Genomic DNA, 26,647 nt, shown 5'->3' on the forward strand with positions numbered 1-26,647 from the left:
CCCCGGGGGCCCTCCCCCGGGGTTTATCCTTAAAGAGCATGCTGACCCAACGGCAGGTGCGTTTGGCCTGGGCCCTGGTCCTTCCCACCCTATTGGTGGTGGTGTTGGTGGCGGGGTACCCCCTGGCCCAGGTCTTTTACTGGTCTTTGTTCCGGGCGGATATCGCCTTTGTGGAGCCTCCGGAGTTCGTGGGTTTAAAGAACTACCTTTACCTTCTCCAGGACCCCGATTTCCGCCAGGCCCTATGGAACACGGTGAAGTTCACGGTGATCTCCGTCAGCCTGGAAACCCTTTTGGGATTGGCCATTGCCTTGGTCATCCATTCCAACTTCAAGGGCCGGGGCTTGGTGCGCACCGCCATCCTCATTCCCTGGGCCATCCCCACGGTGGTTTCCGCCAAGATGTGGCAGTGGATGCTCCACGATGTCTACGGGGTGATCAACATCCTGGGGGTGAAGCTGGGCATCCTGTCGCAGAAGGTGGCCTTCCTGGCTCGCCCCGAGCTGGTGCTTCCCGCCATCATCGCCGTGGATGTATGGAAGACCACCCCCTTCATGGCCCTTCTTCTCCTGGCCGGCCTTCAGCTGATTCCTGAGGAGCTTTACGAGGCCGCCAGCATCGACGGGGCCACCCGTTGGCAGCAGTTTTGGACCATTACCCTTCCCCTTCTTACCCCCGCCTTGGTGGTGGCCCTCATCTTCCGTACCCTGGATGCCTTACGGGTGTTCGACGTGATCTTCGTGATGAGTGGGGTCAATCCGGCTACCCGCACCCTGGCCGTCTACAACCGTCAGACCTTGATAGATTTCCAGGACCTGGGGTATGGGTCGGCCATAAGCGTGGCGATCCTGGTCTTAATTTTCCTTTTCGTGGTGGCCTACATGCGCACCCTGGGTAGGGAGGCTTTGCGATGAGGACCTGGCTTCGCCTTGGAAATCGCCTGCTCTTTTACCTGCTGGTGGCCTTCGTGGTGGTGTATAGCGTCTTTCCCTTTTACTGGGCGGTGATCTCCAGCTTCAAGCCCTCCGACGCCCTTTTCGCCAGCAACCCCAGCTTTTTGCCGCTGCCCTTCACCCTGGAGCACTATAAGAACGTGTTTCTCCAGGCCAACTTTGGCCGCAATCTGCTGAACTCCTTGGTGGTGGCCGGCGGGGCCACCCTCCTTTCCCTGGTCCTTGGGGTGCTGGCCGCCTACGCTTTGGGTAGGTTGCCCTTCCCCCCCAGGAACGCCGTGCTCTACCTGGTGCTGGCCATGACCATGTTCCCCCAGATCTCCGTCCTGGGAGGGCTTTTCATGCTGCTCCGCCAGACGGGCTTATTCAACACCCATTTGGGCCTTATCCTCAGCTATCTCCTTTTCACCCTCCCTTTTACCGTCTGGGTCCTGGTGGGTTATTTCAAGGGTTTGCCCCGGGAGCTGGAGGAGGCGGCTTATGTGGACGGAGCCACCCCTTTGCAGACCTTGGTGCGCATCATGCTTCCCCTTACGGGCCCGGGTCTAGTGACCACGGGGCTTCTGGCTTTTATCGCCGCTTGGAACGAGTACCTCTTCGCCCTCACCTTCACCGTGGGCGATGAGGTTAAGACGGTCCCTCCAGCCATCGCCAGCTTTGGGGGAGCCACGCCCTTTGAGATCCCCTGGGGCTCCATCATGGCGGCCAGCGTGGTGGTGACCGTGCCCCTGGTGGTGCTGGTATTGATCTTCCAGCACCGCATCGTGGCGGGGCTAACCGCTGGCGCCGTCAAGGGGTAGGGGGTTAGCCAAGGGTCTTGCGCACCAGTTCCATGGCGGTTTCCAGGACCTCTTTAAGGTGCCCCTCCCCTTTGAAGCTTTCCGCGTACACCTTGGCCACGTCCTCGGTGCCGCTGGGCCGGGCGGCGAACCAGGCGTTTTCCGTCACCACCTTGAGGCCCCCCAGGGGCTCCCCGTTTCCTGGGGCGCGGGTGAGGATGGCCAGGATGGGCTCCTCTGCCAGCTCCTTTGCCTCCACGTCCTCGGGGGAGAGGCGGGCCAACCTGGCCTTGGCCTCGGGGGAGATGGGGAGGTCCTTGCGGGCGTAGAAGGGCCGGCCTAGGCTTTGGGCCAGTTCCTCGTAGAGTTCATCGGGAGCCTTCTTCCGCTTGGCCAGGATCTCCGCCGCCAAAAGCCCGAGGAGGATGCCGTCCTTATCGGTGGAGAAGGGCCTGCCGTCAAAGCGGAGGAAGCTTGCTCCGGCGCTCTCTTCGCCCCCGAAGCCGAGCCAGCCTTCTAAAAGCCCCTCCACGAAGTATTTGAAGCCCACCGGGGTCTCGTACACCTCCCGGCCCAACGCCCTGGCCACCCGGTCCAGAAGGGCGCTGGTCACCGCCGTTTTGCCCACCTTGGCCCCCCGCCAGGTGCGGGTGGTGTAGAGGTGGAAGACGGCGGCGGCCAGGTAGTGGTTGGGGTTCATGAGGCCCCTTGGGGTCACGATCCCGTGGCGGTCGGCGTCGGGGTCGTTGCCGACGGCCAGGTCATAGCGTTCCTTCAGGGCCAGAAGACCCGCCATGGCGTAGGGGCTGGAGCAGTCCATGCGGATCTTGCCGTCGTGGTCCTTGGGCATGAAGCGGAAGGTGGGATCTAGGGTGGGGTTCACCACCTCCAGGTTTAGCCGGTAGGCCTCGGCCAGCCGTTCCCACACCCTTAGGCTTGCACCCCCCAAAGGGTCCACCCCCAGGCGCAGGCCGGAGGCCCGGATGGCCTCGAGGTCCACCGCCTCCCCCACATTTTCCACGTAGAGCCCGGTGTAGTCAAAAGGCCTGGCTACCTTTAGGGCTTCCCTGAAGGGCAGGCGCTTCACCCCCTTTAGCCCTTCCCCAAGGAGGGCGTTGGCCCTTTCCTCTATGGCCTTGGTGGTGCGGGTATCCGCGGGGCCGCCCGTGGGGGGGTTGTACTTGAAGCCGCCGTCCTCTGGGGGGTTGTGGCTGGGGGTGAGGAGGACCCCATCGGCCTTGGCCTCGTGGTGGGCGTTGTGCTCCAGGATGGCCAGGGAGACCAGGGGGGTGGGGGTGGGGCCTCCGTCCGCGGCGATGCGCACCTCGAGGCCGTTGGCGGCGAAGACCGCCAGGGCGGTGGCCCAGGCGGGTTCGGAGAGGGCGTGGGTGTCCTTGGCCAGGAAGAGGGGCCCGGTGGCTCCAAAGGAGGCCCGAAGGTCGGCGATGGCCTGGGCGATGGCCAGCACATGGGCCTCGGTGAAGGTGCCCTTGAGGCTGGTGCCCCGGTGGCCACTGGTGCCGAAGGCCACCCGTTGGAGGGGGTTTTGGGGGTCCGGGCGCTCTTCGTAGTAAAGGGTGAGGAGCTTGGGAAGGTCCATGCCCCCATTTTAAAAACCGGGGAGGCCCAAGGCGCCTTGGGCCTCCCCAAAACTCCGTGCCCCGTGGTAGCTTGTGGCCACCCCCGGGCAGGGACACTTAGGGCTTGGAAGGGGACTCCTTAGGGGCCTCCTCCGTGGGGGCTTTCTCCGGCTCCTGGGTTTTGGGGGTCAGCTCCGCCAGCACCTGGCTCAAGCGGTTTTCTATTTTGGCCGCCTTACGCAGCTCCTGGATAAGGGCCTGGGCCCGCTGTTGCCGCTTGCGGTTGATGACCCCCTCCTTGGCCTGGTCCTCCACCTCCGCGAAGGGTTTGAGCACCTCCGGCTTGCGGTTGCGGATGACGAGAACCGCAAAGGTGCCGTCTTCCAGCTTGACCACCTCGCTGACCTCGCCCAAGGGGCCCTTGGGGAAGGTTTCCTTTACCTTGAAGACCAGGCGGTCCAGCACGGCGGGGAGCTCGTTGGGGTTCACGGTGCCGTACTCGGTGACCGTGCCCTCCTGGGCCTTGGCCAGGGCCTCTAGGTCCCCACCCCTCAGGGCGGCTTCCCGGAAGGCCTTGGCCTTGGCCTCGGCCTTGAAGACCACCCCCGTCACCTCGGCGCTGGCGGGCACGGTGAAAAGGCCCGGGTTCTCCGCATAGAACCTGCGGGCCTCCTCCTCGGTGGCGGTGAGGCCCCGGGTTTCGTAAAGGAGGTAGGCCTGGGCGATCTGGTCCTTGGAGCCGATAAAGGGCTTGCCGCTCTTCTTGGCGGCTTCCACCAGGAGCTCGCGGTCGATGAGGCTTTCCAGGGTCTGGGGCAGGAAGAACTGCACCGCCAGCTCGCCCAGGCCCTGCTGGATGAGGGCCGCGGTCTGCTGGTTGGCGAAAACCGGCTGGAGGACCTCGCTCAGCAGGATCTCCCTCTCGCCCACCTCGGCCACGGGAGGGTTCTTGTAGCTGTAGGGGCTGTCCTCGGCGAAGCGCACCTGGGCCTTGCGGCGAAGCTCCTCCAGGTAGGCCTCGAGGGCCCCGTTCCCCTTGGCTTCCTGGGCGTCCTTCTCCACCTGCTCCTTGACCTCCTCAAAGGAGGGCGCCTTGGGGGGGAGGTACTCCTCCACCTGCACCAGGTAGTACCGCCCCCCCGCCTCTATGGGCCCCACCAGGCCCGGCCCCTTCTGGGCGAAGACCGCCTCCGCCACCTTTTCGGGGAAGACCACCTTGGTCACGGGCTTGGGCTCGCTGGTCCCCGGTGCCGCCCCCAGGGCCCCCCCTTGCTCGGCGCCCACCTTGGAGTGCTGCTTGGCCAAGGCGGCGAAGTCCTCCCCAGCCTTCGCCTTAGCCAGAAGCTCTGCCGCCAGCTTGGCGTCGTCCACCACGATCTGGCGGGCCTTCACCCGGGCCTCGCCCTTGTAGTCCTCCTGGTGGACCTCAAAGTAGAACCGCACCTCTTCCGGGGTGGGTTTGGCCGCGGAGCGGATCTGCTCGAGGCGCTTTTGGATCTGCAGCTGGGTTTTTACCTCGTTCCTGAGCTGGGCATCCGTGTACCCCACCTGGTTGAGGAACTGGTCGTAGGCCTTCTTGTCCTTTAGGCCAAACTGCTCCTTGATGCGGTCCACCTCCTTGCGCACCTCGGCGCTGCCCACCCGGATCCGGGCAGCGTCCTGCTTGAGGGCCTCGGTGAGGATGACCTGCTCCAGGAAGTGGGTGTCCACCAGGGACTTAAGAAGCCCCTGGGGGTTTGCGGCATAAAGAGGGTCGTTGCCCTGGAGCCTGAGGAGATCCAGCTCGTAGACCGCCTTCCCGTTCACCCACAGCACGGGCTTGCCCCGCGCCTGCTGTCCCGCTTGGGGGGTGAAAAGGAGGATGGCCCCCACGGCAAAGGCCAAGGCCAGAAGACCGAAAAGGATGGTGATGGCTTTCTTGCTGATACCGAACACTTGACCGCCTCCTCCTGAGCGTGCTAGGATATTTCCCGCTGAGTGCGCCCGTAGCTCAGCTGGATAGAGCGTCGGCCTCCGGAGCCGAAGGTCAGAGGTTCGAGTCCTCTCGGGCGCGCCATTTTTCTTTTTCCCCCGCCAACCGGAAAGCCCACAAGCACGAAGGAATTGTAACACACCCCCCATGAGAAAGGGGTTTAGCATGGGAGGGTGCTGCCCCTTCTCTTGGCCTGGCTCCACACCGTCAACGACCTCTTCTCCAACTTTCTCACCCCCCTTTTGCCCAAGCTGATGGCCCATTTTGGCGTAGGGCTGGGGACGGTGGGGCTTTTGGTTTCCGTTTACTCCCTGACCGGAAGCCTGCTTCAGCCCTTGGCGGGCCTTATGGCGGACCGCCTGGACCGGAGGGTGTTGGCGGCCTTGGGTCCGGTCTTGGTGGCCCTGGGTATGGGCTCTTTGGGCCTTTGGCCCCGGTTTGAGGTCCTCCTTTTGATCCTGGGGCTTGCCGGCCTGGGGTCGGCCCTTTTTCACGCCTCGGGGGCTAGCCTGGTGGGGGAGTTCGCCCCCAAGGAGCGGAGGGGGTTTTGGCTTTCCTTTTTCGGTTCGGCGGGGTATCTGGGCCTCTCCTTGGGGCCGGTGGTGGCCCTTTTGGCGGTGGAGGCCTGGGGGCTTAAGGGCCTTTTCTGGCTGACCCCTTTGGCCCTGCTTCCCGCCCTGCTGCTTTTGCGCCTTCCCCCGGTGCGGCGGCAGGGGAGGCCTGCAGGCTTTGGGGATTTCCTGAGGGTGTTTCGCGGGGATGTGGCCCGGCTATGGGGGATGGCCACCTTAAGGAGCCTGGTGTTTATGAGCTTCTCCACCACCTTGCCCTACTGGTTTACCCAGAAGGGCCTTTCCGATGCCTACACTGCCCTAAGCCTCTCCACCTACAGTTTCTCCGCCACCTTGGGCGCCTTCCTGGGGGGGACCCTTTCCGACCGCCTGGGGCGGAAGGCGGTGTTGCTGGGGACCTTGACCTTCGGGTTGCCCCTGTACCTGGGCCTCCTTTTCCTGCCCCCAGGAGGCGTGTCCTACCTGGCGCTTTTGGCCCTGACCGGGGCCTTGATGAACGCGGGCATCCCGGTGGCCGTGGCCTTGGCCCAGGAGCTGGAACCCGGCCAAACGGCCACGGTTTCGGGTCTTCTCATGGGCTTCACCTGGGGTTTTGCCGGACTTTTCTACGCCCCCATAGGGCACCTGATAGAGGTGTTTGGCGTGATGCCGGTTCTCCTGGCCCTAGGGGTCCTGATCCTGCCCGCCTGGGTCCTGGCCCAAGGGGTGAGGGAGCCGGGCCCAGCTCAGGGCGAGGGGCGTTAAGATGGTCCCATGAGGATTCTCCTGGCCACGGACGGCTCTCCCCAGGCCCGGGGGGCGGAGGTGCTGGCGGAGTGGCTTTGCTACAAGCTTTCCGCCAAGCTGGTGGCCCTGTATGTGCGGGACGCCCGCCTCGTCCGGGCCCTGGAGCTCCTGGACTTCGGCGCCCTCACCGTTCCCGTGCCGGCCCATCGGGAAGGGCTGGAAAAGGCCCTTTCCGCCTACGGCGAGGCGCTATTGGAGCGCATCCGTAAAAGCGCCGAGGAGGCGGGGCTTCAGGTGGAGGTCCACATGGAAACCGGGGTGCCCCACGAGGTGATCCTGCGCCACGCCCGCACCGCGGACCTTCTGGTCATGGGCCGGAGCGGGGAAGCCCACGGGGGGAGCTTCACGGGCCTGGGGAGCACCGTGGACAGGGTCCTGAGGACCTCGTCCACGCCGGTTCTGGTAGCCCCCACCGACCACGTGGAGATCGAGGGGGCCATCCTGGGCTACAACGCTTCGGAAAGCGCGGTGCGGGCCTTGCACATCCTGGCCCCTTTGGCCAAATCCCTGGGGCTTCCGGTCCGGGTGGTGAGCGTGCACGATGACCCCGTGCAGGCCGGGGCTTGGGCCCTCGAGGCCCAGACCTACCTCCAGGACCAAGGGATCCGGGTGGAACCCTTAGCCTTCTCGGGCGATCCCGCGGAGCACCTTTTGTCCTTGCAAACCCCTTCGGATCTCCTGGCCTTGGGGGCGCCGGTGCGCCGCCTGGTGCTGGGAAGCACCGCCGAACACGTGGTGCGCCACGCGGTGGGGCCAGTGCTCACCGTGCGATAAGTGTCCTCGCGGTCTGGTATAATGAACCCCTAAAGGAAAGGGGGTTGTATGACCGTTCGCCAGGTCCTGTTGCGCAAGGGGGTAGGGGCTTATAGCGTCCACCCCCAGGCCACGGTGTTGGAGGCCCTCAAGAAGCTGGCCGAGCACGACATCGGGGCCCTTTTGGTCATGGAGGGGGATAGGCTTCTTGGCGTCTTCTCCGAGCGGGACTATGCCCGCAAGCTGGTCCTCCTGGGCCGGTTTTCCAAGGACACCCGGGTGGAGGAGGTCATGAGCCGTGAGGTGGTGACCGTGACCCCCGAGACCTCCTTGGAGGAGGCCATGCGCCTGATGACCGAGCACCGGGTGCGCCACCTGCCGGTCCTGGAGGGGGGCAGGGTGGTCGGGGTGATCTCCATCGGGGATGCGGTCAAGGCCATCATCACCCAGCAGGAGGTCCTGATCGAGGAGCTTTCCCGCTACGTGATGGAAAACCGCTAATCCCGCAACAGCCAGGTAAGGAAAAGGCTCACCAGGGATAGGATCAGGGCTCCAACCAGGGCTCCGGCGAACCCGTGCACCTCGAGGGCGGTGGCCTGGGCCACCAGGTAGAGCACCATCCCGTTAACCACCAAGGTGAAAAGCCCCAGGGTCAAAAGGTTGAGGGGTAGGGTCAGGAAAAGGAGGAGGGGTCGGAGCAGGGCGTTGGCCAGCCCCCACACGGCCCCCGCCACCAGGTAGTCCAGAAGCCCCGCTTCCCGGGCGAAGGAAACCCCTGGGTATACCAGGCTCACCGTCCAAAGGGCCAGGGTGTTTAGGAAAAGCCTAGCCAATAGGCCACGCACGGCCTTAGCTTACCCCAAGACCCCGCCCACCCCCCTTGACAGTGGTGCTCGGGTCTGGTAGTTTTTTCTTTGCGCTGCCTGATGGGGCGGCGGGGGATCTTGAAAGCTGGGGTGGAGGAATAGGTGAGTTAAGGCCGCGCGAGCGGTCTTGTAGGGTCAAGATGCTAAGGGCCCACGGTGGATGCCTTGGCACCCGAGCCGATGAAGGACGTGGCTACCTGCGATAAGCCAGGGGGAGCCGGTAGCGGGCGTTGATCCCTGGATGTCCGAATGGGGGAACCCGGCCCGTGGGAACACGGGTCACCGCTTTTAGCGGGGGGAACCTGGGGAACTGAAACATCTCAGTACCCAGAGGAGAGGAAAGCGAAAGCGACTCCCTGAGTAGCGGCGAGCGAAAGGGGAAGAGCCTAAACCGTCCGGCTTGTCCGGGCGGGGTTGTGGGGCCCTCGGATACCGAATCCCTGATCCTAGCCGAAGCTGTTGGGAAGCAGCGCCAGAGAAGGTGAAAGCCCTGTAGGCGAAAGGGGAGGGGATAGGTGAGGGTACCCGAGTACCCTGTGGTTCGTGGAGCCATGGGGGAATCTGGGCGGACCACCGCCTAAGGCTAAGTACTCCGGGTGACCGATAGTGGACCAGTACCGTGAGGGAAAGGTGAAAAGAACCCCGGGAGGGGAGTGAAATAGAGCCTGAAACCGTGGGCTTACAAGCAGTCGCGGCCCCTTTGGGGGTTGCGGCGTGCCTATTGAAGCATGAGCCGGCGACTCACGGTCGTGGGCGAGCTTAAGCCGTGGAGGCGGAGGCGTAGGGAAACCGAGTCCGAACAGGGCGCGAGTCCGCGGCCGTGGACCCGAAACCGGGTGAGCTAGCCCTGGCCAGGGTGAAGCTGGGGTGAAACCCAGTGGAGGCCCGAACCGGTGGGGGATGCAAACCCCTCGGATGAGCTGGGGTTAGGAGTGAAAAGCTAACCGAACCCGGAGATAGCTGGTTCTCCCCGAAATGACTTTAGGGTCAGCCTCAGGTGCTGACTGGGGCCTGTAGAGCACTGATAGGGCTAGGGGGCCCACCAGCCTACCAAACCCTGTCAAACTCCGAAGGGTCCCAGGTGGAGCCTGGGAGTGAGGGCGCGAGCGATAACGTCCGTGTCCAAGCGCGGGAACAACCGAGACCGCCAGCTAAGGTCCCGAAGTCTGGGCTAAGTGGGAAAGGATGTGGCGTCGCTGAGACAGCCAGGAGGTTGGCTTAGAAGCAGCCATCCTTTAAAGAGTGCGTAATAGCTCACTGGTCGAGTGACGCTGCGCCGAAAATGATCGGGGCTTAAGCCCAGCGCCGAAGCTGCGGGTCTGGGGGGTTATCCCCCAGGCGGTAGGGGAGCGTTCCCGATGCCGATGAAGGTCGTCCGCGAGGGCGGCTGGAGGTAAGGGAAGTGCGAATGCCGGCATGAGTAACGATAAACAGGGTGAGAATCCCTGTCGCCGTAAGCCCAAGGGTTCCTACGCAATGGTCGTCAGCGTAGGGTTAGGCGGGACCTAAGGTGAGGCCGAGAGGCGTAGCCGAAGGACAGCCGGTTAATATTCCGGCCCTTCCTGCGGGTGCGATGGGGGGACGCTCTAGGCTAGGGAGACCGGAGCCATGGCTGAGCCCGGCCAGAAGCGCAGGGTGGGGGGCAGGCAAATCCACCTCCCGCGAGCTCTGCGTGGTGGGGAAGCCCGTGAGGGTGACAACCTCCTGAAGCCAGGGAGCCAAGAAAAGCCTCTAAGCACAACCCGCAGGAACCCGTACCGCAAACCGACACAGGTGGGCGGGTGCGAGAGCACTCAGGCGCGCGGGAGAACCCTCGCCAAGGAACTCTGCAAGTTAGCCCCGTAACTTCGGGAGAAGGGGTGCTCCCTGCGAGGGGAGCCGCAGTGAACAGGCTCTGGCGACTGTTTACCAAAAACACAGCTCTCTGCGAACCCGTAAGGGGAGGTATAGGGAGCGACGCTTGCCCGGTGCCGGAAGGTCAAGGGGAGGGGTGCAAGCCCTGAACCGAAGCCCCGGTGAACGGCGGCCGTAACTATAACGGTCCTAAGGTAGCGAAATTCCTTGTCGGGTAAGTTCCGACCTGCACGAAAAGCGTAACGACCGGAGCGCTGTCTCGGCGAGGGACCCGGTGAAATTGAACTGGCCGTGAAGATGCGGCCTACCCGTGGCAGGACGAAAAGACCCCGTGGAGCTTTACTGCAGCCTGGTGTTGGCTCTTGGTCGCGTCTGCGTAGGATAGGTGGGAGCCTGTGAAGCCGCCCTTTCGGGGGCGGTGGAGGCGCCGGTGAAATACCACCCTGATGCGGCTGGGGGCCTAACCCAAGGGATTGGGGACAGCGCTTGGCGGGCAGTTTGACTGGGGCGGTCGCCTCCTAAAGGGTAACGGAGGCGCCCAAAGGTTCCCTCAGGCGGGACGGAAATCCGCCGGAGAGCGCAAGGGTAGAAGGGAGCCTGACTGTGAGGCCTGCAAGCCGAGCAGGGGCGAAAGCCGGGCCTAGTGAACCGGTGGTCCCGTGTGGAAGGGCCATCGATCAACGGATAAAAGTTACCCCGGGGATAACAGGCTGATCTCCCCCGAGCGTCCACAGCGGCGGGGAGGTTTGGCACCTCGATGTCGGCTCGTCGCATCCTGGGGCTGAAGAAGGTCCCAAGGGTTGGGCTGTTCGCCCATTAAAGCGGCACGCGAGCTGGGTTCAGAACGTCGTGAGACAGTTCGGTCTCTATCCGCCACGGGCGCAGGAGGCTTGAGGGGGGCTCTTCCTAGTACGAGAGGACCGGAAGGGACGCACCTCTGGTTTCCCAGCTGTCCCTCCAGGGGCATACGCTGGGTAGCCATGTGCGGGAGGGATAACCGCTGAAAGCATCTAAGCGGGAAACCCGCCCCAAGATGAGGCCTCCCACGGCGCAAGCCGGTAAGGACCCGGGAAGACGACCCGGTGGATGGGCCGGGGGTGTAAGCGCCGCGAGGCGTTGAGCCGACCGGTCCCAATCGTCCGAGGTCTTGACCCTTTTTGCCCTGATGTCCACCCCAGCCAAGCTCCCCCGCCCCCCAAGGGTGGCGTGGAATTTTGAAAGGCAAAACACGAGAATCCCCCGTGCCCATAGCGGCGTGGAACCACCCGTTCCCATTCCGAACACGGAAGTGAAACGCGCCAGCGCCGATGGTACTGGGACCGCAGGGTCCTGGGAGAGTAGGTCGGTGCGGGGGATTTTTTCCATGCGGGAGTAGCTCAGTCGGTAGAGCACGACCTTGCCAAGGTCGGGGTCGCGGGTTCAAGTCCCGTCTCCCGCTCCAAGGAACCCCGGGTTAGCCCGGGGTTTTTTATTTGACGCTTTCGTCGGAAAGCCAGTCCGCCCAGGTTTCCAGGTGGGCGCTATCGGAGACCGCGAGGACCTCCCGTTCGGGGAGGAGGATGCGGGTGATGGAGGTGTTGGGGATGTGGAAGCGCCTCCAGGCATCGCCTTCCAGGTCCAAGGCCATTTTCAGGGCCGCGCGGATGACGCCCCCGTGGGTCACCAGGAGGTGACGGCCGGGTGGGAGCGTCTCGAGGAAGGCCTCCAGGCGCCGGGCCAGGTCCGCCATGCTTTCCCCACCGGGGCGGGCGGTGTGCCAGGGGTCCTCGCGGGCGGCTTGCACGAACTCGGGGTACTGCGCCTCCGCCTCCTCCCGGCTCAGCCCGGCGAGTGCGCCCACGTCGATTTCCCGTAGAAGGGGTGTGGTCTTCAGGGGTAGGCCCAGCACCGCCGCCAGGGGCTCGGCGGTTTCCCGGGCCCGGCGGAGATCGGAGGAGAAGAGCCCAGCAAAGGAGAGTTGGCTTCGCAAAAGCCGCTGGGCCAGGCGGAAGGCCTGCCCGATCCCCGCGGGGGACAGGGGGACGTCCAGGTGGCCTTGAAAGCGCTTCTTGACGTTCCACTCGGTTTCCCCGTGGCGGATGAGCCAGAGCTCCTTCATACCCATCGGATCCCCGTGCCTGGCACCACCCGTCCGATGGGGAAGCCTTCCAACAGGGCCTGGGCCCTCTGCGCATCCCCCTCCGGCAGGACGAGGATCAGGCCCAGGCCCATGTTGAAGACCCGGTACATCTCCTCCTCCGGTATGTTTCCCCTCCGTTGCAGGTAGGGGAAGATGGGGGGGATGGGCCAGCTTCCCTTGCGGATTTCCGCCCCTAGGCCCTCGGGGAGGGCCCGGGGGAGGTTTTCCGGAAGGCCGCCCCCGGTGATGTGGGCGATGGCGTGGATCTCTACGCCCGCTTCCCTAAGCGTGAGGAACTCCTCCAGGTAGGCCCGGTGGGGACGGAGGAGGGCCGCCTTTAGGCTTTCCCCCAGCTCCGGCACGGGCGCCTCCAGGTCCAGGCCCTCCACCACCTTGCGGATGAGGGAGTACCCGTTGGTGTGAGGGCCGGAGGAGGGGAGGGCCAGGAGGACGTCCCCTTCTTGGACCCGCTCGGGGCCTAGGATGGCCTCCTTCTCCACCACCCCCACCAGGGTGCCGGCCACATCCCAGGCCCCTTCCCGGTAGACCCCGGGCATCTCGGCGGTTTCCCCTCCCAGGAGGGGGATGCCCAGGGCCTTACAGGCCCCGGCCAAGGAGGCGAGGAGTGCGGCCAGAACGCCCTCTTCTAGGCGGCTCGCCGCCAGGTAGTCCATGAAGAAAAGGGGGGTGGCCCCTTGGCAAAGGAGGTCGTTCACCGAGTGGTTCACCAGGTCAAAGCCCAGGCCGGACACATCCCCCGCCTCGAGGGCCAGGAGGGTCTTGGTGCCCACCCCGTCCGTGGTGGCCACCAGGACGGGGTGGCGCATCCCCGTGAGGGCCTTGGCGTCAAAAAGCCCCCCAAAGGCCCCAAGCCCCCGTAGCACCTCCTTCGTGTAGGTGGCGGCGATGGCCTCCTTGGCCCGCCTCAGGGCCTCGGCCTTGGCTTCGATGTGGACCCCGGCCTCCTCGTAGCGCATCGCCCCTATCCTACCCCAAGGGCCTCGAGGAGGAGCCTGCGCACCAGGTCGGGCTTGGCTTGGCCCTTGGTCCTCCGCATCACCTGGCCCAAAAGGGCGTCCAGGGCCTTGAGCTTCCCCTGGCGCACGCTCTCGGCGGCTTCCGGCATGGCCTGGAGGACCTCCCCCACCACCGCCCTTAGGGCGGCCTCGTCCGCCACCACCCTTAGCCCCCGCTCCCGCACCAGGGCCTCGGGGTCCAGCCCCTCCAGGACCTCGGGCAGGAGGGCCTTGGCCACCCGGCTGGTGATCTCCCCCCGCTCAAAAAGGGCCACCAGCCGGGAAAGGCCTTCCGGGGTGAGGCGGGTCTCTTCCAGGGATAGGCCCCGTTCGTTTAAAAGCCCGGCCACGTCCGCCAAAAGCCAGTTGGCCAGGGCCTGAGGGGAGGCGAGCCCCAGTTCCAGCGCCCGGTCCAGGAAGCGGGCGAGGGCGGGGGTGTAGGCCAGGACCTCGGCGTCTTGGGCCTTGATCCCCAGGGCCAGGTAGCGCCTTTCCTTCTCCCAGGGAAGCTCGGGGAGGTCTTTCCGGATGGCCTCGAGCCATTCCCGGGAGATGGGCACCGGGGGGAGGTCGGGCTCGGGGAAGTAGCGGTAGTCGGCCTCCTCCTCCTTGGTGCGCATGGGGTAGGTCTTGCCGCTTCCCTCCTCAAAGCCCATGGTGGCCTGCTTGACCCTCTCCCCCCGCCTTAGGATCTCGGTCTGGCGGCGGATCTCGTACTCCAGGGCCCTCTGCACGCTCTTGAAGGAGTTCAGGTTCTTGATCTCCACCTTGGTGCCCAAGGGTTCTCCCGCGCGGCGCACAGAGACGTTCACGTCGGCCCGGAGCTTGCCCTCCTCGGGGCTGGCCTCGGAGATGCCCAGGGTCTGGACCAGGGCCTGGATGCGCTGGAGGAAGAGCCGGGCCTCCTCAGGGGTTTTTAGGTCGGGCTCGGTGACCAGCTCGATCAGGGGGCTTCCCGCCCGGTTCAGGTCCAGGAGGGTTCGGTCCTCCAGGTGGAGGCTCTTCCCGGCATCCTCCTCCAGGTGGAGGCGCTTGATGCGCACGCTTCTTTCCCCTAAGGGGAGGCTTCCCCCCTGGCCCAGGGGCAGGTCGTACTGGCTGATCTGGTAGTTCTTGGGCAGGTCGGGGTAGAAGTAGTTCTTGCGGTGGAAGAGAAGCCTTTCCGGCACCCGGCTGCCCAGGGCCAGGGCCAGCCTCAGGCCGAACTCCACCGCCTTCTGGTTGGGCACGGGAAGGGCCCCGGGAAGACCCAGGCAGACGGGGCAGGTGTGGGTGTTGGGGGGGGCGCCGAAGTAGTCCGCCTTGCAGCCGCAGAAGGCCTTGGTCCGGGTCTTGAGGTGCAGGTGGACCTCGAGGCCGATCACCGCCTCGTACATGGCCTAAAGTTTACCAAGCCCCCGGGGGCGAGGGGGCCTAAGGCTTTCGCCGGGGTGGCCCTAGGGGCGCTTGGCCCCTTCCTGGACCCCCGCCAGGCGCATGTACTCCTTGGGGTCCACCGCCCGCGAGAGGCCCAGCTCATAGGTGATGAGCTTGCGCCTGTAGAGGTCCGCCAGGCAGGCGTCCATGGTGATCATGCCGTACTGGCCCCCGGTTTGGATGACGCTCCTGAGCTGGTGGCTCTTGCCCTCCCGGATCAGGGCCCTCACCGCCGGGGTGGCGATCATGAGCTCGTAGGCCAGGACCCGCCCTCCTCCGAAGGCCTTGGGCAGAAGCTGCTGGGTGAGGACGGCCACCAGGTTGTTGGAAAGCTGCACCCGCACCTGCTCCTGCTGGTTTTCCGGGAAGACGTCGATGATGCGGTCGATGGTTTCGGGGGCGGAGTTGGTGTGCAGGGTGCCCATGACCAGGTGCCCGGTCTCGGCGGCGGTGATGGCGGCGGCGATGGTTTCGTAGTCCCGCATCTCCCCCACCAGGATCACGTCCGGGGCCTGGCGGAGGACGCTTCGAAGCGCCTTGTGGAAGCCATGGGTGTCGGAGCCGATTTCCCGCTGGTTGATGATGGCCTTCTTGTGCCGGTGGAAAAACTCTATGGGGTCCTCGATGGTCACGATGTGCACGGGCCTGCGCTCGTTGATGTAGTCGATCATGGAGGCCAGGGTGGTGCTCTTCCCCGACCCGGTGGGCCCCGTGACCAGGACCAGGCCCCTGGGGCTCAAGGCGATGTCGGCGATGTTCTTGGGCAGGCCCAGCTCCTCAAAGCTCTTGATGGTGGCGGGGACCACCCTTAGGACCCCCCCCACGCTCCCCCGTTGCAGGAACACGTTCACCCGGTAGCGCCCCTTGCCCGGGAGGCTGAAGGAGAAGTCCAGCTCCTTCTCCTCCTCAAAGACCCGCTGTTGCTTTTCGTCCATGAGGGCGTACATGAGGCGGCGGGTGTCCTGGGGGGAGAGGGGTTCGTACTCCGTGGGGTGGAACTCCCCGTCCACCTTGAGCATGGGGGGGAGGCCCACGGTGATCACCAGGTCGCTGGCCCCCCGTTCCACCGCCAGGGTCAGCAGGTCCACGATGTCCGGTGTTTTGGCCATGGCTCACTCCTTTACTCAATGGTACGCGCCAGGACCTCCTCGAGGGTGGTGATCCCCTGGAGGGCCTTGTAGATGCCGTCTTCCCGCAGGGTCTTCATCCCCTTCCTCCTGGCGATCTCCTTGATCTCCGTGGCCGACTTGCCGGCCACGATGGCGTGGCGGATCTCGTCGTCCACCACCAAGAGCTCGTGGATGGCGTAGCGTCCCTTGTAGCCGGTTCCCCCGCAGCGCTCGCACCCCATGCCCTTGTAGAGCTTGGCCCCTTGGATCTCCTCCGGGGAAAGGCCCAGGCGCCGCAGGACCTCCGGGTCGGGCTTCACCTCCACCTTGCAGTGGTCGCAGACCTTCCGCACCAGGCGCTGGGAGAGAACGCCGATGAGGGCGGCGGAGATGTTGAAGAGCTCCACCCCCATCTCGTCCAGGCGGGTGATGGCCTGGGCGGCGTCGTTGGTGTGCAGGGTGGCGATCACCAGGTGCCCGGTGAGGGCGGCCTCGGTGGCGATCTTGGCGGTTTCCGAGTCCCGGATCTCCCCCACCATGATGATGTCCGGGTCCTGCCGGAGGAAGGCCCTGAGGGCCCGGGCGAAGGTGAGGCCAGCCTGGGGGTTCACCTGGGTCTGGTTGATGCCGGGGATCTCGTACTCCACGGGATCCTCAATGGTCTGGGTGTTTTTGTCGGGGGTGGCGATGCGCTTGAGGATGGAGAAGGTGGTGAAGCTCTTGCCGCTTCCCGTGGGCCCGGTGATGAGGAAGATGCCGTAGGGCTTGTGGATCACCTCCTGGAAGCGCTCAAAGACCCCCGGGGCGAAGCCCAACCCCTCGATCTCGGGTATGTCCGCGGCCTTTTTCAGGAGGCGCATCACCGCCTTTTCCCCGTAGACCGTGGGCAGGGTGGAAAGGCGCAGGTCCAGGTCGATGGAACCTTCCCGGTAGCGCACCCGCCCGTCCTGGGGCAGGCGTCTTTCGGCGATGTTGAGGCCCCCCATGATCTTGACCACGCTGATGATGGGGTTTAGGGCCCCTTTGGGCAGCGTGGTGTACTGGCGCAAGGCGCCGTCGATGCGCAGGCGCACCAGGACATCGGCCTGCCGGGGTTCGATGTGGATGTCGGAGGCCTCCTGGAGATAGGCTTCCCGGATCACCTGCTTGACGAACTTCTGGGCGGCGCTTTCGTCCAGCTCGGGGGTAATGGCTTCCTCTTCCTGATAGCCCTTGGAGAGCTCCTTGGCGATCTCCCCCAGCTCCTCCTTGCCATAGAAGCGCTCGATGAGCTTGGTGATGGCCCCTTCCGTGGCCACGGCGGGGACCACCTCGTAGGCCAGGCCCTTGCGCTTCAAGGCCAGGCGCACGTCGTCCAGGGCCAGGATGTTCCTGGGGTCCTTCATGAGGAGGACCAGGGCCTTGCCCTCCAGGTGGTGGGGGAAGACCCCGTACCGCCGGGCCAGGTCCTCGGGGATGAGGAGGGCGACCCCGGGGTCTGGGGGGTTCTCCTCGGGGTTGATGTAGGCGTAGCCCAGCTGGGCGGCCACCGCCTGGGCCAGGGCCTCGGGCTTGAGCTTGCCTGAGGCCACCAGGGTGTCCTCGAGGCGCCCTCCCCCCTGGCGTTGCTTTTTCAAGGCCTCCTCCACGTCCTCGGGCCGGGCCAGGCCGAGCTCCACCAGGATCTCCCCCAGGGGCTTGGCCTTGGGCAGGCGCTTTTGCACCTCCAAAGCCTCCCGTAGCCCCTCGCGGCTCAGGCGGCCTTCCTGGACCAGGACCTCCCCCAGGCGGCTTTTCTCGGGATAGGCCCGGTGGAAAAGGGATTCCCACTCCTTGGGTAGGGTGAGGAGGAAACGGGCGGGCTGGCCCAAAAGCTCCGCCACCGCTTCCCGGTGCCGGGGGTCGGCGAGGACCACCTCCACCTCCCCGTTTTTGAACCCCACGGGTACGGCGCTATAGCGCAGGGCATCGGAGCGGAGGAGCAGGTTGGCGGCGGCGGGGTCGGGGGAGAGGCCTTGGGTGGTGGGGAGGAACTCCATGCCCCGTTGCTCCGCCAAAACCCGGTAGAGGGCTTCCTCGGGCACCCCCTTTCGCACCAGAATGCGGCCCAGGAGATCCCCGGTCTTTTCCTGCTCCACCAGGGCCTCCTCCAAGAGGCTCCGGTCCAAAAGGCCCTTTCGCACCAGGAGCTCGCCCACCTTCAACTCCTCCCGGCTGGGGCCACTGGGGGGAGGGGGTAGGGGTAGGCCGAGCTCCGGGTAGTTCTTGGCCAAGGCATAGAGGAAGGCGCTCTTGGTGGCCTGGTAGGGCTCCACCACCATCCCGGTGAGGTCCTCCACCTCCTCCAGGCTCAAGGTGTCCAGGGGGTTCACAAAGGCCACCCGCACCACCCCCGCCTCCTCGTCCAGGGCGAAGGGGATGGCCTGGAGCTCCTTGGCCTTTTCCGCCGGCAGAAGGGCCTTCACCTTGGGAGGGATATCCAGGGTGTGCAGTTCCACCAGGGGGATGCCGAAGTGGTCCTCGATGGCCTGGGCGATCCGCCTTTCCGAAAGGAGCCCCGAGTCCACGATGACCTCCGCCAAGGAACCCCCCACCTCCCGATGCTTTTCCAGGGCCATCTGGAGCTCCTCGTCGGTGAGGAGGCCGGCATCCAGCAGGATGGCCCCTAGCCGTTTGTCCCCTATGGTCAGCACGCTCATTCCAGTCCTCCCCGCGGTCTTCTAAATGGAGCTTCCAACGCCCGTATGAAACGGGTGTAAAAGAATTCCTTTTCCCGCAAGGGGGGCACCAAAACCGTGTAGGCCCCCACCAGGTTGCCCCCAAGGACATCGGTGAACACCTGATCCCCCACCACCGCCACTTCCCGGGCGGGCAGCCCCAGGGCTTCCAGGGCCCTCCTAAACCCAAGCCAGGGTTTGAGGGCTGGGGCGTGGCCGGGGAGGCCAAGCCTTCCTCGGATCCGGGCGAAGCGCTCGGGTAGGGCGTTGGAGAGGAGGTAGATGGGCACCTTGGCCCTTAAGGCCTCCAACCAGGCTTGGTGTTCCGGTAAGGGTTCCTCCTCCCCGTAGGGCAAGAGGGTGTTGTCCAGGTCCAGGATGACCCCCTTAAGGCCCCGTTCCTCGAGCCACCCGGGGGTTAGGTGAAGGAGAGAGGGAAGGACCGCCCGCGGGAAGAGCATAGCCTTATTGTGGCACAGGCGGGTGAACGGCCCCTTAACGGGGGAGCATCACCAACCCCCACATCCGCCCCGTCTTTCCCTGGTCCCGGCGGTGGGAGAAGAGGGTGGGTTCGCAGTGGGTGCATAGGCCCACCCGGTAGATGCGCTCTTCCTTCAGCCCCGCCCGCTTGGCCTGAAGGAGAAGGGCCTTCTCCAGGTCCAGAAGGTACTTGCCAGGGGCCTTGGGATCGGGGGTGAAGGTGGGCAGGCCGGCCTGTTGGAAGACCTCTGCCACCTCCTCCCCCACCTGGTAGCACCCCCCTCCGATGCCCGGACCGATGGCCAGGTGGGCTTCCTTTGGGTCCAGGCCCAGGCCCTCCAGGAGGGCCAGGGCTTTGGGCAGGATGCCCCCCACCACCCCCCGCCAGCCGGCATGCAGGGCCGCCACCGCCCCTGCCGGGTGGTACAGCAAAAGGGGGTAGCAGTCCGCCACCCCCACCCGCAGGAGGAGGCCGGGGGTCTGGGTGAGGAGGCCATCCCCTTCCCAAACCCCAGGGCCTTCCACCAGGTGGACCTCCGTTCCGTGCACCTGCCTAAGCCCGGCCACCGGTGGGTGGCCGAAGAGGGACAGGACCCGCCTCTGGTTCTCGGCCACCCTTTCGGGGTCGTCCCCGGTGGCCGCGGAGAGGTTGAGGCTTGCGAAGGGGCCTTCCGAAATCCCGCCCAGGCGGGTGGTGAAGCCATGGGGTACCGGTAGCGGGGTGGTGAGGAGGGGGAGCATGTTCCTATTGTGCCCTGGGATGCCGCCGCCTTACCCCTATCCTTTACAGGCTCAGGTGTATACTGGGCCCATGAGGACGGACCGGAACCAGCTCCGTTTCAACCAGGTGCTTCTCACCCTCCTTCTGCCCCTGGCGGCGCTTCTGGATCTACCCCTTTTGGTCTATCTCCTTTTCCTCCTCATGGTGAGCCAGCACACCCCTTGGGACCTGATGGTGGCCCTGAAGCGGGTCCTGGGTCTCCCCCCTAGGCTGGTGGAGGAGGACCCCAGGCCCCACCGCTTCGCCCGCACCCTGGGGGCGGTGTTTTTGGGGCTTGCCTCCTTTTGCCTCCTCCTGGGCCTCAAAGGGGTGGGGTACGCCCTGGCCTTGTTGGTGGCCCTTTTGGCCTTCGTCAACCTGGCCTTCGGCTTCTGCCTGGGGTGCTTCCTCTACCTGCACCTGCGCTACGCCCGGGCGCTTTTTACCGGGAAATAGCCTCCAGAAGGCGCACCATCTCGATGGCGGTAAAGACCGCCTCGGCCCCTTTGTTCCCCGCCTTGCCCCCGGCCCTTTCCTGGGCCTCCTCCGGGGTGTTGGTGGTGAGGACGCCGAAGACGATGGGTTTTTCCGTCTGGAGCATGGCCTGCATGAGGCCGCTGGCGGCCTGGGCGGCCACGTACTCAAAATGGGGAGTTTCCCCCCGTACCACCGCCCCCAGGGCCACCACCGCGTCCACATCGGGGCGCAGGGCCAGGCGCTTGGCCACCAGGGGAAGCTCAAAGGAGCCGGGCACCCAGGCCACCAGCACCTCGGCGGGGTCCCCGCCCAGGCGGGCGTAGGCCTCCAGGGCCCCTTCCAGGAGCATCTTGGTCACCCGTTCGTTGAACCGGCCCACGGCGATGGCCAGGCGCACCCCCTTGGCGGTGAGGATGGGGGAGAGGGTCTTGGGCTTCATGGCCCCAATATACTTTGGGGGTGGAGCGGTATCTCCTGGTGGCCTTGGGGGGAGCCTTGGGCTCCCTCTTGCGCTACGGGCTTGGGGCCTGGGTGCAGGCCCTCACCGGGCCCAGCTTTCCCTACAGCACCCTTCTGATCAACGCCCTGGGTAGCCTCCTGATCGGCCTGGTGATCCGTCTTTCCCTGGAGGGGGCCCTTTCCGGGGAGGGGCGGATCTTCCTGGCGGTGGGGGTGCTGGGGGGGTTCACCACCTTCTCCACCTTTAGCTACGAGACCCTGGCCCTCCTCCAGGACGGCGAGGTGTGGCGGGCCTTGGTGTACGTTCTTGCCAGCGTCGTCCTGGGCCTTTTTCTGGTGTTGCTGGGCTACCGCCTGGGTGGGGCCCTGGTAGCCTAGGGGTATGAGGCTGGAAGGGGAGGCCAAGCTCCTGCGCATCTTCGTGGGGGAGTCGGACCGGCATGGGGGAAGGCCTCTTTATGAGGCCATCGTCCTCGAGGCCAAGCGCCGGGGACTGGCGGGGGCCACGGTGTTCAAGGGCTTCATGGGCTTTGGCGCCCACTCCCGCATCCACACCGCCAAGGTGCTCCAGCTTTCCGAGGACCTGCCGGTGATGGTGGAGATCGTGGACACCGAGGAGAAGATCCGGGCCTTCCTGCCCGTGCTGGACGAGATGGTCAAGGAGGGCTTGGTCACCTTGGAGAAGGTGGAGGTGATCCGCTACCAGAGCCGGTGATCCAGGGCGCTTTTTCTCCCCCAAGGCCGGTCTAGCCTGGGGGTATGGAGAGGATCCCCCCAGGCCAAGTGGTCACGGAGCGCTTCCCCATCCTCACCTACGGGGAGGAACCCCGGGTTTCCCCCGAGGGGTGGCGGTTTTCCCTCTTCGGCTTGGTGGAGGCGCCCTTCACCCTTACCTACGCCGACCTCCTGGCCCTGCCCCAGGTGGAGGTAACCCGGGACTTCCACTGCGTGACCCGCTGGAGCCGCCTGGACGTGGCCTGGCGGGGGGTGCGGGTGAAGGATCTTTTGTGGAGGGCCAGGCCCAAGCCCCAGGCGGTGGCGGCCCTGGTCCACTGCTACGGGGGTTACACCACCAACCTCTTCCTGGAGGACCTCCTGCGGGAGGACGTGCTCCTGGCCCACACCCTTTTCGGCAAGCCCCTGCCCCCTGAAAGGGGCGGCCCGGTGCGCCTTCTGGTGCCCCACCTCTACGCCTGGAAAAGCGCCAAGTGGGTGAGGGGCATAGAGCTTTTGGACCACCTGGAGCTGGGCTTTTGGGAGAAGTTGGGCTACCACTTCCGGGGCGACCCCTGGCGGGAGGAGCGCTTCCAGGAAGGCCCTATCCCTGCGGCCAGCCTGAGGTTTCAAAGCCGGAAAGGAGGGAAGGATGACGGCTCTGGAAGGGGCTCGCCTTGAGGTGGAGGAGGCCTTGCGCCGCTACTGGGAGTGCGTGAAGGCAGAGGAGGAGGAGTACGCGGAGGACTACGATCGGGTCACCTTTATGGAGTACGAGGCCCCTGCTCCCGATCCCTGCGCCGAGGCCTTTTCCCGGTTGGTGGCGGCGGTGAGGGCCTACGAGAAGGCCTCGGGAAGCCGGGATGACCTGGACCTGGGCGCCCTGAGGAACCGGGTCTACGAGGCCCTGGACAGGGGATAGGTTTGCGCTTTTCCTCCTCGGAAGTAATGGGCCTCCCGGTATCCCAGCTCCAGGAGGAGGTCCACCGCTTCCCTAAAGGCGTACCCCACCTGGTGGGGTTGGTGGGCATCGGAGCCCAGGACCACCCCGATCCCGAGCTCCCGGGCCCGCCTTAGGAGGGCGGGGGCCGGGTAGATCTCCTTGGCCGGGTTCCTTAGCCCGGCGGTGTTCACGTCCAGGCAAAGCCCCTCCTCCGCCACGGCCCTCAGGGCGGGTTCGGCCAGTTCCACCAGGGCTTCCTCCGGCAGGCGGTGGCCGAACTTTTTGGGGAGGTCCAGGTGGCCGATGGCGTGGAAGAGACCGCTTCGCGCCGCTTTTTCCACCTCTTGAAAGTAGGCTTGGAAGATCCCCTTCAGCTCCCGCCAGGTGTACTCCTCCTGGTGGTCGGGATGGTCCAGGGGCCAGGCCCCCAGGTAGTGGACGCTGCCGATCACGTAGTCAAAGGGGTAGCCCCGAAGCAGGGTCTGCACGAATTCCTCCGTGCCCTGGTGGAAGTCGGCCTCGAGGCCAATCCCCACGTAGAGGTCCGGGTGCTCCTCCCGGACCCTTTCCAGGGCCAGGAGGTAGAAGGGGAGGGCCTCGAGGCGCATGCGGCTTTGGGGGTCGTACCAGGGGGGCATGGGGCTGTGGTCGGTGAAGACCAGGCCCTTTAGCCCTGCTTTTTGGGCGTGAAACAGGTACTCCCCTGGGGTCCCCTGGGCATGGCCGCAAAGAGGGGTGTGGACGTGGCTATCCAGCACTTGACGATTCTACCCGAAGGAGGACCCCTTCCCAGGTGTAGGCGATCACCCTTTGCCCCAAGGCCTGGGAAAGGTCCAGGGAAAGGAAGGGGTCCTCCAGGAGCCCCCCTTCGGGCGGGGGGAGGGTGGGCACCTCCTGCACCAGGACGGGCAGGGATGGGGGGAAAAGGGTGGGGTAGCGTTCCAAGAGGGCTTCCACCCGGAAGGCCTCCGCCCAAAGCCGCTTCAGGGCGAAAAGGGCCTCCTTTGGGGTCTGGGCCGGGCGGTAGACTCCCTCCCCTGCCCGCCGCACGAGGAAGGGCCCCCTGCCTCCAAGGGCTTCCAGGAAGGTCTCCGCCCGCTCGGGGAGGAGATAGCTTTCCCGCACGGCCCGTTCCGCTTCTTCCGCCGCCAGAAGGAGCCTATCCTCGTCTATGCGCACGCCAAAGACCCCCTGAAAAAGCCTTCCGATGCGCTCGGCAAGGTTGTTGAGGCGGGCGAACTCCTCCCAAAGCTCCACCACCCAGGTTTCTCCCACGGGGAAGCCCAGGTCTTGGGCCTGCCGCAGGAGAAGGACCTCCCCTGGGGCTTCCGCCTGGACCAAGGGGGTTAATCCCGGGTTCGCCATGGGTACCAAGCCGGGCGGCCACGCCAGGCCCCGCCAAGGGCGGGAAGCGCCGGGGTTTTCCCGCCCAAGGGGCCCTGGGCTTTAAGGCGTGGCCCCAGATCCCCCATGGGAAAGGCCTCGGAGCGCCTCAGGCCCAGCACGGAGGCCGGGGGTTCAAACAAAGCGCACCCCTTCGGCCCGGGTGACCTTGCCCTGGTAGAGGAAGGTGATCTGGCGCAGGGCGGCCTGGAGGTCAAAGGGGGTGAGGGCGCTGGTGGCGTCCTCGGGAAGGACCACCCGGTACCAGCGAAGGGCGGCGGAGCCCGCGGTGTGCAGGACGCAGATGTTGGCCACGGTGCCCGTGACCACCACGTTCTTCACCCCCCAAAGGTGCAGGTAGTGGTCCAAGGAGGTGCCGTAGAAGCCGTCGTAGCGCACCTTCTGGACGACCAGGTCCCCCGGTTCGGGGCGGAGCTCCTCCAGGATCTCCGCCCCCCAGGTGCCGGCCACCGCGTGCCGGGGCCAGATCTGGAACTCGGGATCGTCCTCCCGGTGCCAGTCCTGGGTGTAGACCACCCTTGCCCCCGCCTGCCGTGCCCTTTCCAGAAGGAGCCGGATGGCGGGGACGCTTTTGGGGGCGTCCGGTACGAAAAGGGCCCCTTGGGGATGGGCGAAGTCGTTCTGCATGTCCACCACGATTAGGGCGGTCTCCTTGGCGGGGAGTTCCAGGCTTTCCACCTTGGGGATTTCCGGAACCTCTACCATACCCCCATTCTGCCACCTTGACCGGGGGGAGGGGAGGGGCTACACTCTAGCGCATGAAAATACGGGACCTCCTTAAGGCGCGCAAGGGGCCCCTTTTCTCCTTTGAGTTCTTCCCCCCCAAGACCCCGGAGGGGGAGGAGGCCCTTTTCCGCTCCATAAGGGAGCTTAAGGGCTTCCAGCCCGCCTTCGTCTCCATCACCTACGGGGCCATGGGGAGCACCAGGGAGCGGAGCGTCCTTTGGGCCAGGCGCATCCTGGAGATGGATCTGAATGCCCTTGCCCACCTCACCGTGGCCGGGCAGAGCCGGGAGGAGGTGGCGGAGGTCCTGGACCGCTTCCTGGAGGTGGGGGTGGAGAACATCCTGGCCCTTCGGGGGGATCCCCCGCAAGGGGAAAGGGTCTTTAGACCCCATCCGGAGGGGTTCCGTTACGCCTCGGAGTTGGTGGCCTTTATCCGGGAGCGGTACGGGGAAGGGGTCTCCGTGGGCGGGGCCGCCTACCCCGAGGGGCATCCGGAAAGCGCGAGCCTCGAGGCCGACCTCCTCCACTTCAAGGCCAAGGTGGAGGCGGGGTTGGACTTCGCCATCACCCAGCTTTTCTTCAACAACGCCCACTATTTTGGCTTCCTGGAAAGGGCGAGGCGCATGGGCATAGGAATCCCCATCCTTCCCGGCATCATGCCCATCACCAGCTACGCCCAGCTTCGCCGCTTCACCGAGGTCTGCGGGGCCAGCATTCCCGGCCCCCTCCTCTCCCAGCTGGAGAGGCACCAGGATGACCCCAAGGCCGTCCTGGAGATCGGGGTGGAGCACGCCACCCGTCAGGTGGCGGAGCTTTTGCGGGCTGGGGTGGAGGGGGTGCACTTTTACACCCTCAACAAAAGCCCCGCCACCCGCATGGTCCTGGAGCGGCTGGGCCTTAAGCCGAGGCCTTAGACCTCCATGGCCTCTCCGAAGGCGGCCAGGTGGGCGGCCTGGCCCCGCTGGCTCAGAAGCCCCTGAAGCTCGCGAAGCTTCTCCTCCTCCCCGTGCACCAGGGCCACCCGGGACTGATCCTGAAGCCATTCCAGAAGCTCGTCCTGCCCCGCGTGCCCGGAGAAGCCGCCCAGGGTGTGGACGCTGGCCCTTAGGGGCACCTCCTGCCCCAGGATCCGGATGCGCTCGGGCCTTTGGAGGATCTCGGCGCCCAGGCCGCCTCGAGGCTGGTAGCCCACAAAGACCAGGGCGTTTTTCGGATCGGAAAGGCCGTGCTTCAGGTGGTGGAGGATCCGCCCCCCGGTGAGCATGCCGCTTCCTGCGATGATGACCATGGGGCCGGGCTCGCGGTTCAAGGCCTTGGACTCCTCCCTGGTTTCCACCACCCGGAGCCCCCGGGGGCGGAAGGGGTTCCTCCCCGCCAGGAAGTGGGCCCGCACCTCCTCGCTGAAGTAGCGCACCAGCCTGGGGTAGAGGTCCAGGACCTCCTCGGCCATGGGGGAGTCCAGGTAGATGGGGGCCTCGGGCAGGCGGTGGCCGTTCTCATGGAGGAGGAATAGGATCTCCTGGGCGCGCTCCACGGCAAAGGAGGGGATGAAGACCTTGCCCCCTTGGCCCAGGGTGCCTTCTAAAATCGCCAAAAACTCCTCCACCGTGGCGGCGAAGGAGCGGTGGGGCCGGTCCCCATAGGTGCCCTCGCAGAGGACCAGGTCCGCCTTGGGGGGTGGGGAGGGGTCGGGGAGAACGGTCTTTTGCCGGTTGCCCAGGTCCCCGCTGTAGACCAGGGTCTTCCCTTCCCCCTGGGCCACCACGAAGGCGCTTCCCGGAAGGTGCCCCGCCTGGCCAAAGGCCAGGGTCAAATCCCCCAGGCGGAGCCACTCCCCGTACTCCAGGGGGCGGGTGTGGCGGAAGACCGCTTCCACGTCCCCCTCCTGGAAGAAGGGCGGCTCCATGACCTTCAAGGCGTCCTCGAGGACGATCCGCATCAGCGAAAGGGTGGCCTGGGTGGCGTAGACCGGCCCCCGGTAGCCCTCGCGGAAGAGCTTGGGTAGACGGCCCACGTGGTCCAGGTGGGCATGGGTGAGGACCACCGCGTCCACCGCCTTGGGGTCAAAGCCAAAAGGGGCGTGGTTCCTCTCTTCCCCCTGCCCCTGGAACATGCCGCAGTCCAGGAGGATCCGCCTGCCCTCGGCCAAGAGGAGGTGGCAGCTTCCCGTGACCTCCCGTGCGGCCCCAAAAGGTACGATGCGCATGCCTTTA

General features: G+C 65.6%; 26 protein-coding genes, 2 tRNA genes and 2 rRNA genes. 15 read left to right on the plus strand and 15 right to left on the minus strand.

All coding sequences use genetic code 11. From position 1 onward, the window contains the following. Positions 1–38 precede the first annotated feature (38 nt). The gene (locus BS74_RS01020; protein WP_038055268.1) at positions 39–914 is read left to right on the plus strand and encodes a carbohydrate ABC transporter permease; all 876 of its coding nucleotides are present in this window, start codon (positions 39–41) and stop codon (positions 912–914) included. Further along, positions 911–1,753 (plus strand): carbohydrate ABC transporter permease, encoded by an 843-nt coding sequence (locus BS74_RS01025; RefSeq protein ID WP_038055269.1) that lies wholly within the window; start codon positions 911–913, stop codon positions 1,751–1,753. The genes BS74_RS01020 and BS74_RS01025 overlap by 4 nt, the downstream gene beginning before the upstream one ends. A gap of 4 nt (positions 1,754–1,757) precedes the next feature. Here BS74_RS01025 and BS74_RS01030 read toward each other — a convergent pair whose 3' ends face one another. Then, positions 1,758–3,332: a phosphoglucomutase gene (locus tag BS74_RS01030; RefSeq protein WP_051946701.1), complete on the minus strand. Its 1,575-nt coding sequence runs from the start codon at positions 3,330–3,332 to the stop codon at positions 1,758–1,760. A gap of 97 nt (positions 3,333–3,429) precedes the next feature. Further along, the gene (locus tag BS74_RS01035) at positions 3,430–5,247 is read right to left on the minus strand and encodes a peptidylprolyl isomerase (protein WP_038055270.1); all 1,818 of its coding nucleotides are present in this window, start codon (positions 5,245–5,247) and stop codon (positions 3,430–3,432) included. Positions 5,248–5,291: 44 nt separating this feature from the next. Between BS74_RS01035 and BS74_RS01040 the strand changes: the two genes are divergently transcribed. The 4 genes from BS74_RS01040 to BS74_RS01055 all read left to right on the plus strand — a co-directional run bounded on the left by BS74_RS01040 (position 5,292) and on the right by BS74_RS01055 (position 7,896). Further along, positions 5,292–5,368, plus strand: a tRNA-Arg gene (locus BS74_RS01040). 89 nt (positions 5,369–5,457) lie between these two features. Beyond that, positions 5,458–6,600 (plus strand): MFS transporter, encoded by a 1,143-nt coding sequence (locus tag BS74_RS01045; protein WP_038055271.1) that lies wholly within the window; start codon positions 5,458–5,460, stop codon positions 6,598–6,600. Positions 6,601–6,609: 9 nt separating this feature from the next. Next, complete coding sequence (locus BS74_RS01050) at positions 6,610–7,416, plus strand: universal stress protein (protein ID WP_038055272.1); 807 nt, start codon at positions 6,610–6,612, stop codon at positions 7,414–7,416. A gap of 48 nt (positions 7,417–7,464) precedes the next feature. Beyond that, positions 7,465–7,896, plus strand: a complete 432-nt coding sequence (locus BS74_RS01055; RefSeq protein ID WP_038055273.1) for a CBS domain-containing protein — start codon at positions 7,465–7,467, stop codon at positions 7,894–7,896. Here the strand turns inward: BS74_RS01055 and BS74_RS01060 are convergent. After that, positions 7,893–8,240: a phage holin family protein gene (locus tag BS74_RS01060; protein WP_038055275.1), complete on the minus strand. Its 348-nt coding sequence runs from the start codon at positions 8,238–8,240 to the stop codon at positions 7,893–7,895. The two genes, BS74_RS01055 and BS74_RS01060, sit on opposite strands and share 4 nt — an antisense overlap. Positions 8,241–8,394: 154 nt before the next feature. On the opposite strand from BS74_RS01060, the gene BS74_RS01065 reads away from it, so the two are divergent. The 3 genes from BS74_RS01065 (at position 8,395) to BS74_RS01075 (ending at position 11,556) form a co-directional block, all read left to right on the plus strand. Continuing rightward, positions 8,395–11,270, plus strand: a 23S ribosomal RNA gene (locus tag BS74_RS01065). 82 nt (positions 11,271–11,352) lie between these two features. Then, positions 11,353–11,469, plus strand: a 5S ribosomal RNA gene (gene rrf / locus BS74_RS01070). Positions 11,470–11,480: 11 nt separating this feature from the next. Then, a tRNA-Gly gene (locus BS74_RS01075) sits at positions 11,481–11,556 on the plus strand. Positions 11,557–11,583: 27 nt separating this feature from the next. On the opposite strand, the gene BS74_RS01080 is transcribed toward BS74_RS01075, so the two are convergent. Genes BS74_RS01080 through pgeF form a run of 7 tightly spaced genes read right to left on the minus strand, consistent with a single transcriptional unit; the run spans position 11,584 to position 19,692 of the window. Then, positions 11,584–12,213, minus strand: coding sequence for a histidine phosphatase family protein (locus BS74_RS01080; RefSeq protein WP_038055277.1), 630 nt, complete (start codon positions 12,211–12,213; stop codon positions 11,584–11,586). Then, positions 12,210–13,211: a phosphoribosylformylglycinamidine cyclo-ligase gene (gene purM / locus BS74_RS01085; RefSeq protein WP_038055279.1), complete on the minus strand. Its 1,002-nt coding sequence runs from the start codon at positions 13,209–13,211 to the stop codon at positions 12,210–12,212. The genes BS74_RS01080 and purM overlap by 4 nt, the downstream gene beginning before the upstream one ends. A 5-nt stretch (positions 13,212–13,216) precedes the next feature. Next, complete coding sequence (gene gatB, locus BS74_RS01090; RefSeq protein ID WP_038055286.1) at positions 13,217–14,626, minus strand: Asp-tRNA(Asn)/Glu-tRNA(Gln) amidotransferase subunit GatB; 1,410 nt, start codon at positions 14,624–14,626, stop codon at positions 13,217–13,219. Between the two features lie 60 nt (positions 14,627–14,686). Then, positions 14,687–15,775 carry a type IV pilus twitching motility protein PilT gene (locus BS74_RS01095; protein ID WP_038055287.1) on the minus strand — a complete coding sequence of 363 codons (1,089 nt, stop codon included), beginning with the start codon at positions 15,773–15,775 and terminating at the stop codon, positions 14,687–14,689. An 11-nt stretch (positions 15,776–15,786) separates the two neighbouring features. Continuing rightward, positions 15,787–18,453, minus strand: coding sequence for a type IV pilus assembly ATPase PilB (pilB, locus tag BS74_RS01100; protein ID WP_038055289.1), 2,667 nt, complete (start codon positions 18,451–18,453; stop codon positions 15,787–15,789). After that, entirely contained in the window at positions 18,450–18,950 is a 501-nt protein-coding gene (locus BS74_RS01105) for a YqeG family HAD IIIA-type phosphatase (protein ID WP_342666031.1), read from the minus strand. The genes pilB and BS74_RS01105 overlap by 4 nt, the downstream gene beginning before the upstream one ends. 16 nt (positions 18,951–18,966) lie before the next feature. Further along, complete coding sequence (gene pgeF / locus BS74_RS01110) at positions 18,967–19,692, minus strand: peptidoglycan editing factor PgeF (RefSeq protein WP_038055292.1); 726 nt, start codon at positions 19,690–19,692, stop codon at positions 18,967–18,969. Between the two features lie 70 nt (positions 19,693–19,762). On the opposite strand from pgeF, the gene BS74_RS01115 reads away from it, so the two are divergent. Further along, positions 19,763–20,167: a DUF4395 domain-containing protein gene (locus tag BS74_RS01115; RefSeq protein WP_038055299.1), complete on the plus strand. Its 405-nt coding sequence runs from the start codon at positions 19,763–19,765 to the stop codon at positions 20,165–20,167. Here the strand turns inward: BS74_RS01115 and ribH are convergent. Continuing rightward, positions 20,154–20,627, minus strand: a complete 474-nt coding sequence (gene ribH / locus BS74_RS01120; protein ID WP_038055301.1) for a 6,7-dimethyl-8-ribityllumazine synthase — start codon at positions 20,625–20,627, stop codon at positions 20,154–20,156. The genes BS74_RS01115 and ribH overlap by 14 nt on opposite strands. A gap of 20 nt (positions 20,628–20,647) precedes the next feature. On the opposite strand from ribH, the gene crcB reads away from it, so the two are divergent. Genes crcB through BS74_RS01140 form a run of 4 tightly spaced genes read left to right on the plus strand, consistent with a single transcriptional unit; the run spans position 20,648 to position 22,283 of the window. Further along, a complete protein-coding gene (gene crcB, locus BS74_RS01125) occupies positions 20,648–21,025 on the plus strand; it encodes a fluoride efflux transporter CrcB (RefSeq protein WP_038058721.1) in 378 nt (125 codons plus the stop codon). A 4-nt stretch (positions 21,026–21,029) separates the two neighbouring features. After that, a complete protein-coding gene (locus BS74_RS01130; protein WP_038055302.1) occupies positions 21,030–21,362 on the plus strand; it encodes a DUF190 domain-containing protein in 333 nt (110 codons plus the stop codon). A 44-nt stretch (positions 21,363–21,406) separates the two neighbouring features. Continuing rightward, positions 21,407–22,042, plus strand: a complete 636-nt coding sequence (locus BS74_RS01135; RefSeq protein ID WP_038055304.1) for a sulfite oxidase-like oxidoreductase — start codon at positions 21,407–21,409, stop codon at positions 22,040–22,042. Further along, positions 22,014–22,283 (plus strand): hypothetical protein, encoded by a 270-nt coding sequence (locus tag BS74_RS01140; RefSeq protein ID WP_038055306.1) that lies wholly within the window; start codon positions 22,014–22,016, stop codon positions 22,281–22,283. The genes BS74_RS01135 and BS74_RS01140 overlap by 29 nt, the downstream gene beginning before the upstream one ends. On the opposite strand, the gene BS74_RS01145 is transcribed toward BS74_RS01140, so the two are convergent. From BS74_RS01145 to BS74_RS01155, 3 genes are all read right to left on the minus strand, one after another. After that, positions 22,259–23,062 carry a histidinol-phosphatase HisJ family protein gene (locus tag BS74_RS01145; RefSeq protein ID WP_038055308.1) on the minus strand — a complete coding sequence of 268 codons (804 nt, stop codon included), beginning with the start codon at positions 23,060–23,062 and terminating at the stop codon, positions 22,259–22,261. The genes BS74_RS01140 and BS74_RS01145 overlap by 25 nt on opposite strands. Next, a complete protein-coding gene (locus BS74_RS01150) occupies positions 23,052–23,669 on the minus strand; it encodes a hypothetical protein (RefSeq protein WP_038055310.1) in 618 nt (205 codons plus the stop codon). The genes BS74_RS01145 and BS74_RS01150 overlap by 11 nt, the downstream gene beginning before the upstream one ends. 153 nt (positions 23,670–23,822) lie before the next feature. Beyond that, positions 23,823–24,413: a nicotinamidase gene (locus BS74_RS01155; RefSeq protein ID WP_038055312.1), complete on the minus strand. Its 591-nt coding sequence runs from the start codon at positions 24,411–24,413 to the stop codon at positions 23,823–23,825. 53 nt (positions 24,414–24,466) lie between these two features. Between BS74_RS01155 and metF the strand changes: the two genes are divergently transcribed. Further along, the gene (gene metF, locus BS74_RS01160) at positions 24,467–25,348 is read left to right on the plus strand and encodes a methylenetetrahydrofolate reductase [NAD(P)H] (RefSeq protein ID WP_038055314.1); all 882 of its coding nucleotides are present in this window, start codon (positions 24,467–24,469) and stop codon (positions 25,346–25,348) included. Here metF and BS74_RS01165 read toward each other — a convergent pair. Then, the gene (locus tag BS74_RS01165) at positions 25,345–26,640 is read right to left on the minus strand and encodes an MBL fold metallo-hydrolase (protein WP_038055316.1); all 1,296 of its coding nucleotides are present in this window, start codon (positions 26,638–26,640) and stop codon (positions 25,345–25,347) included. The genes metF and BS74_RS01165 overlap by 4 nt on opposite strands. Positions 26,641–26,647: the final 7 nt, after the last annotated feature.

The sequence above is a fragment of the Thermus amyloliquefaciens genome (assembly GCF_000744885.1).
GTDB classification, from domain to species: Bacteria; Deinococcota; Deinococci; order Deinococcales; family Thermaceae; genus Thermus; species Thermus amyloliquefaciens.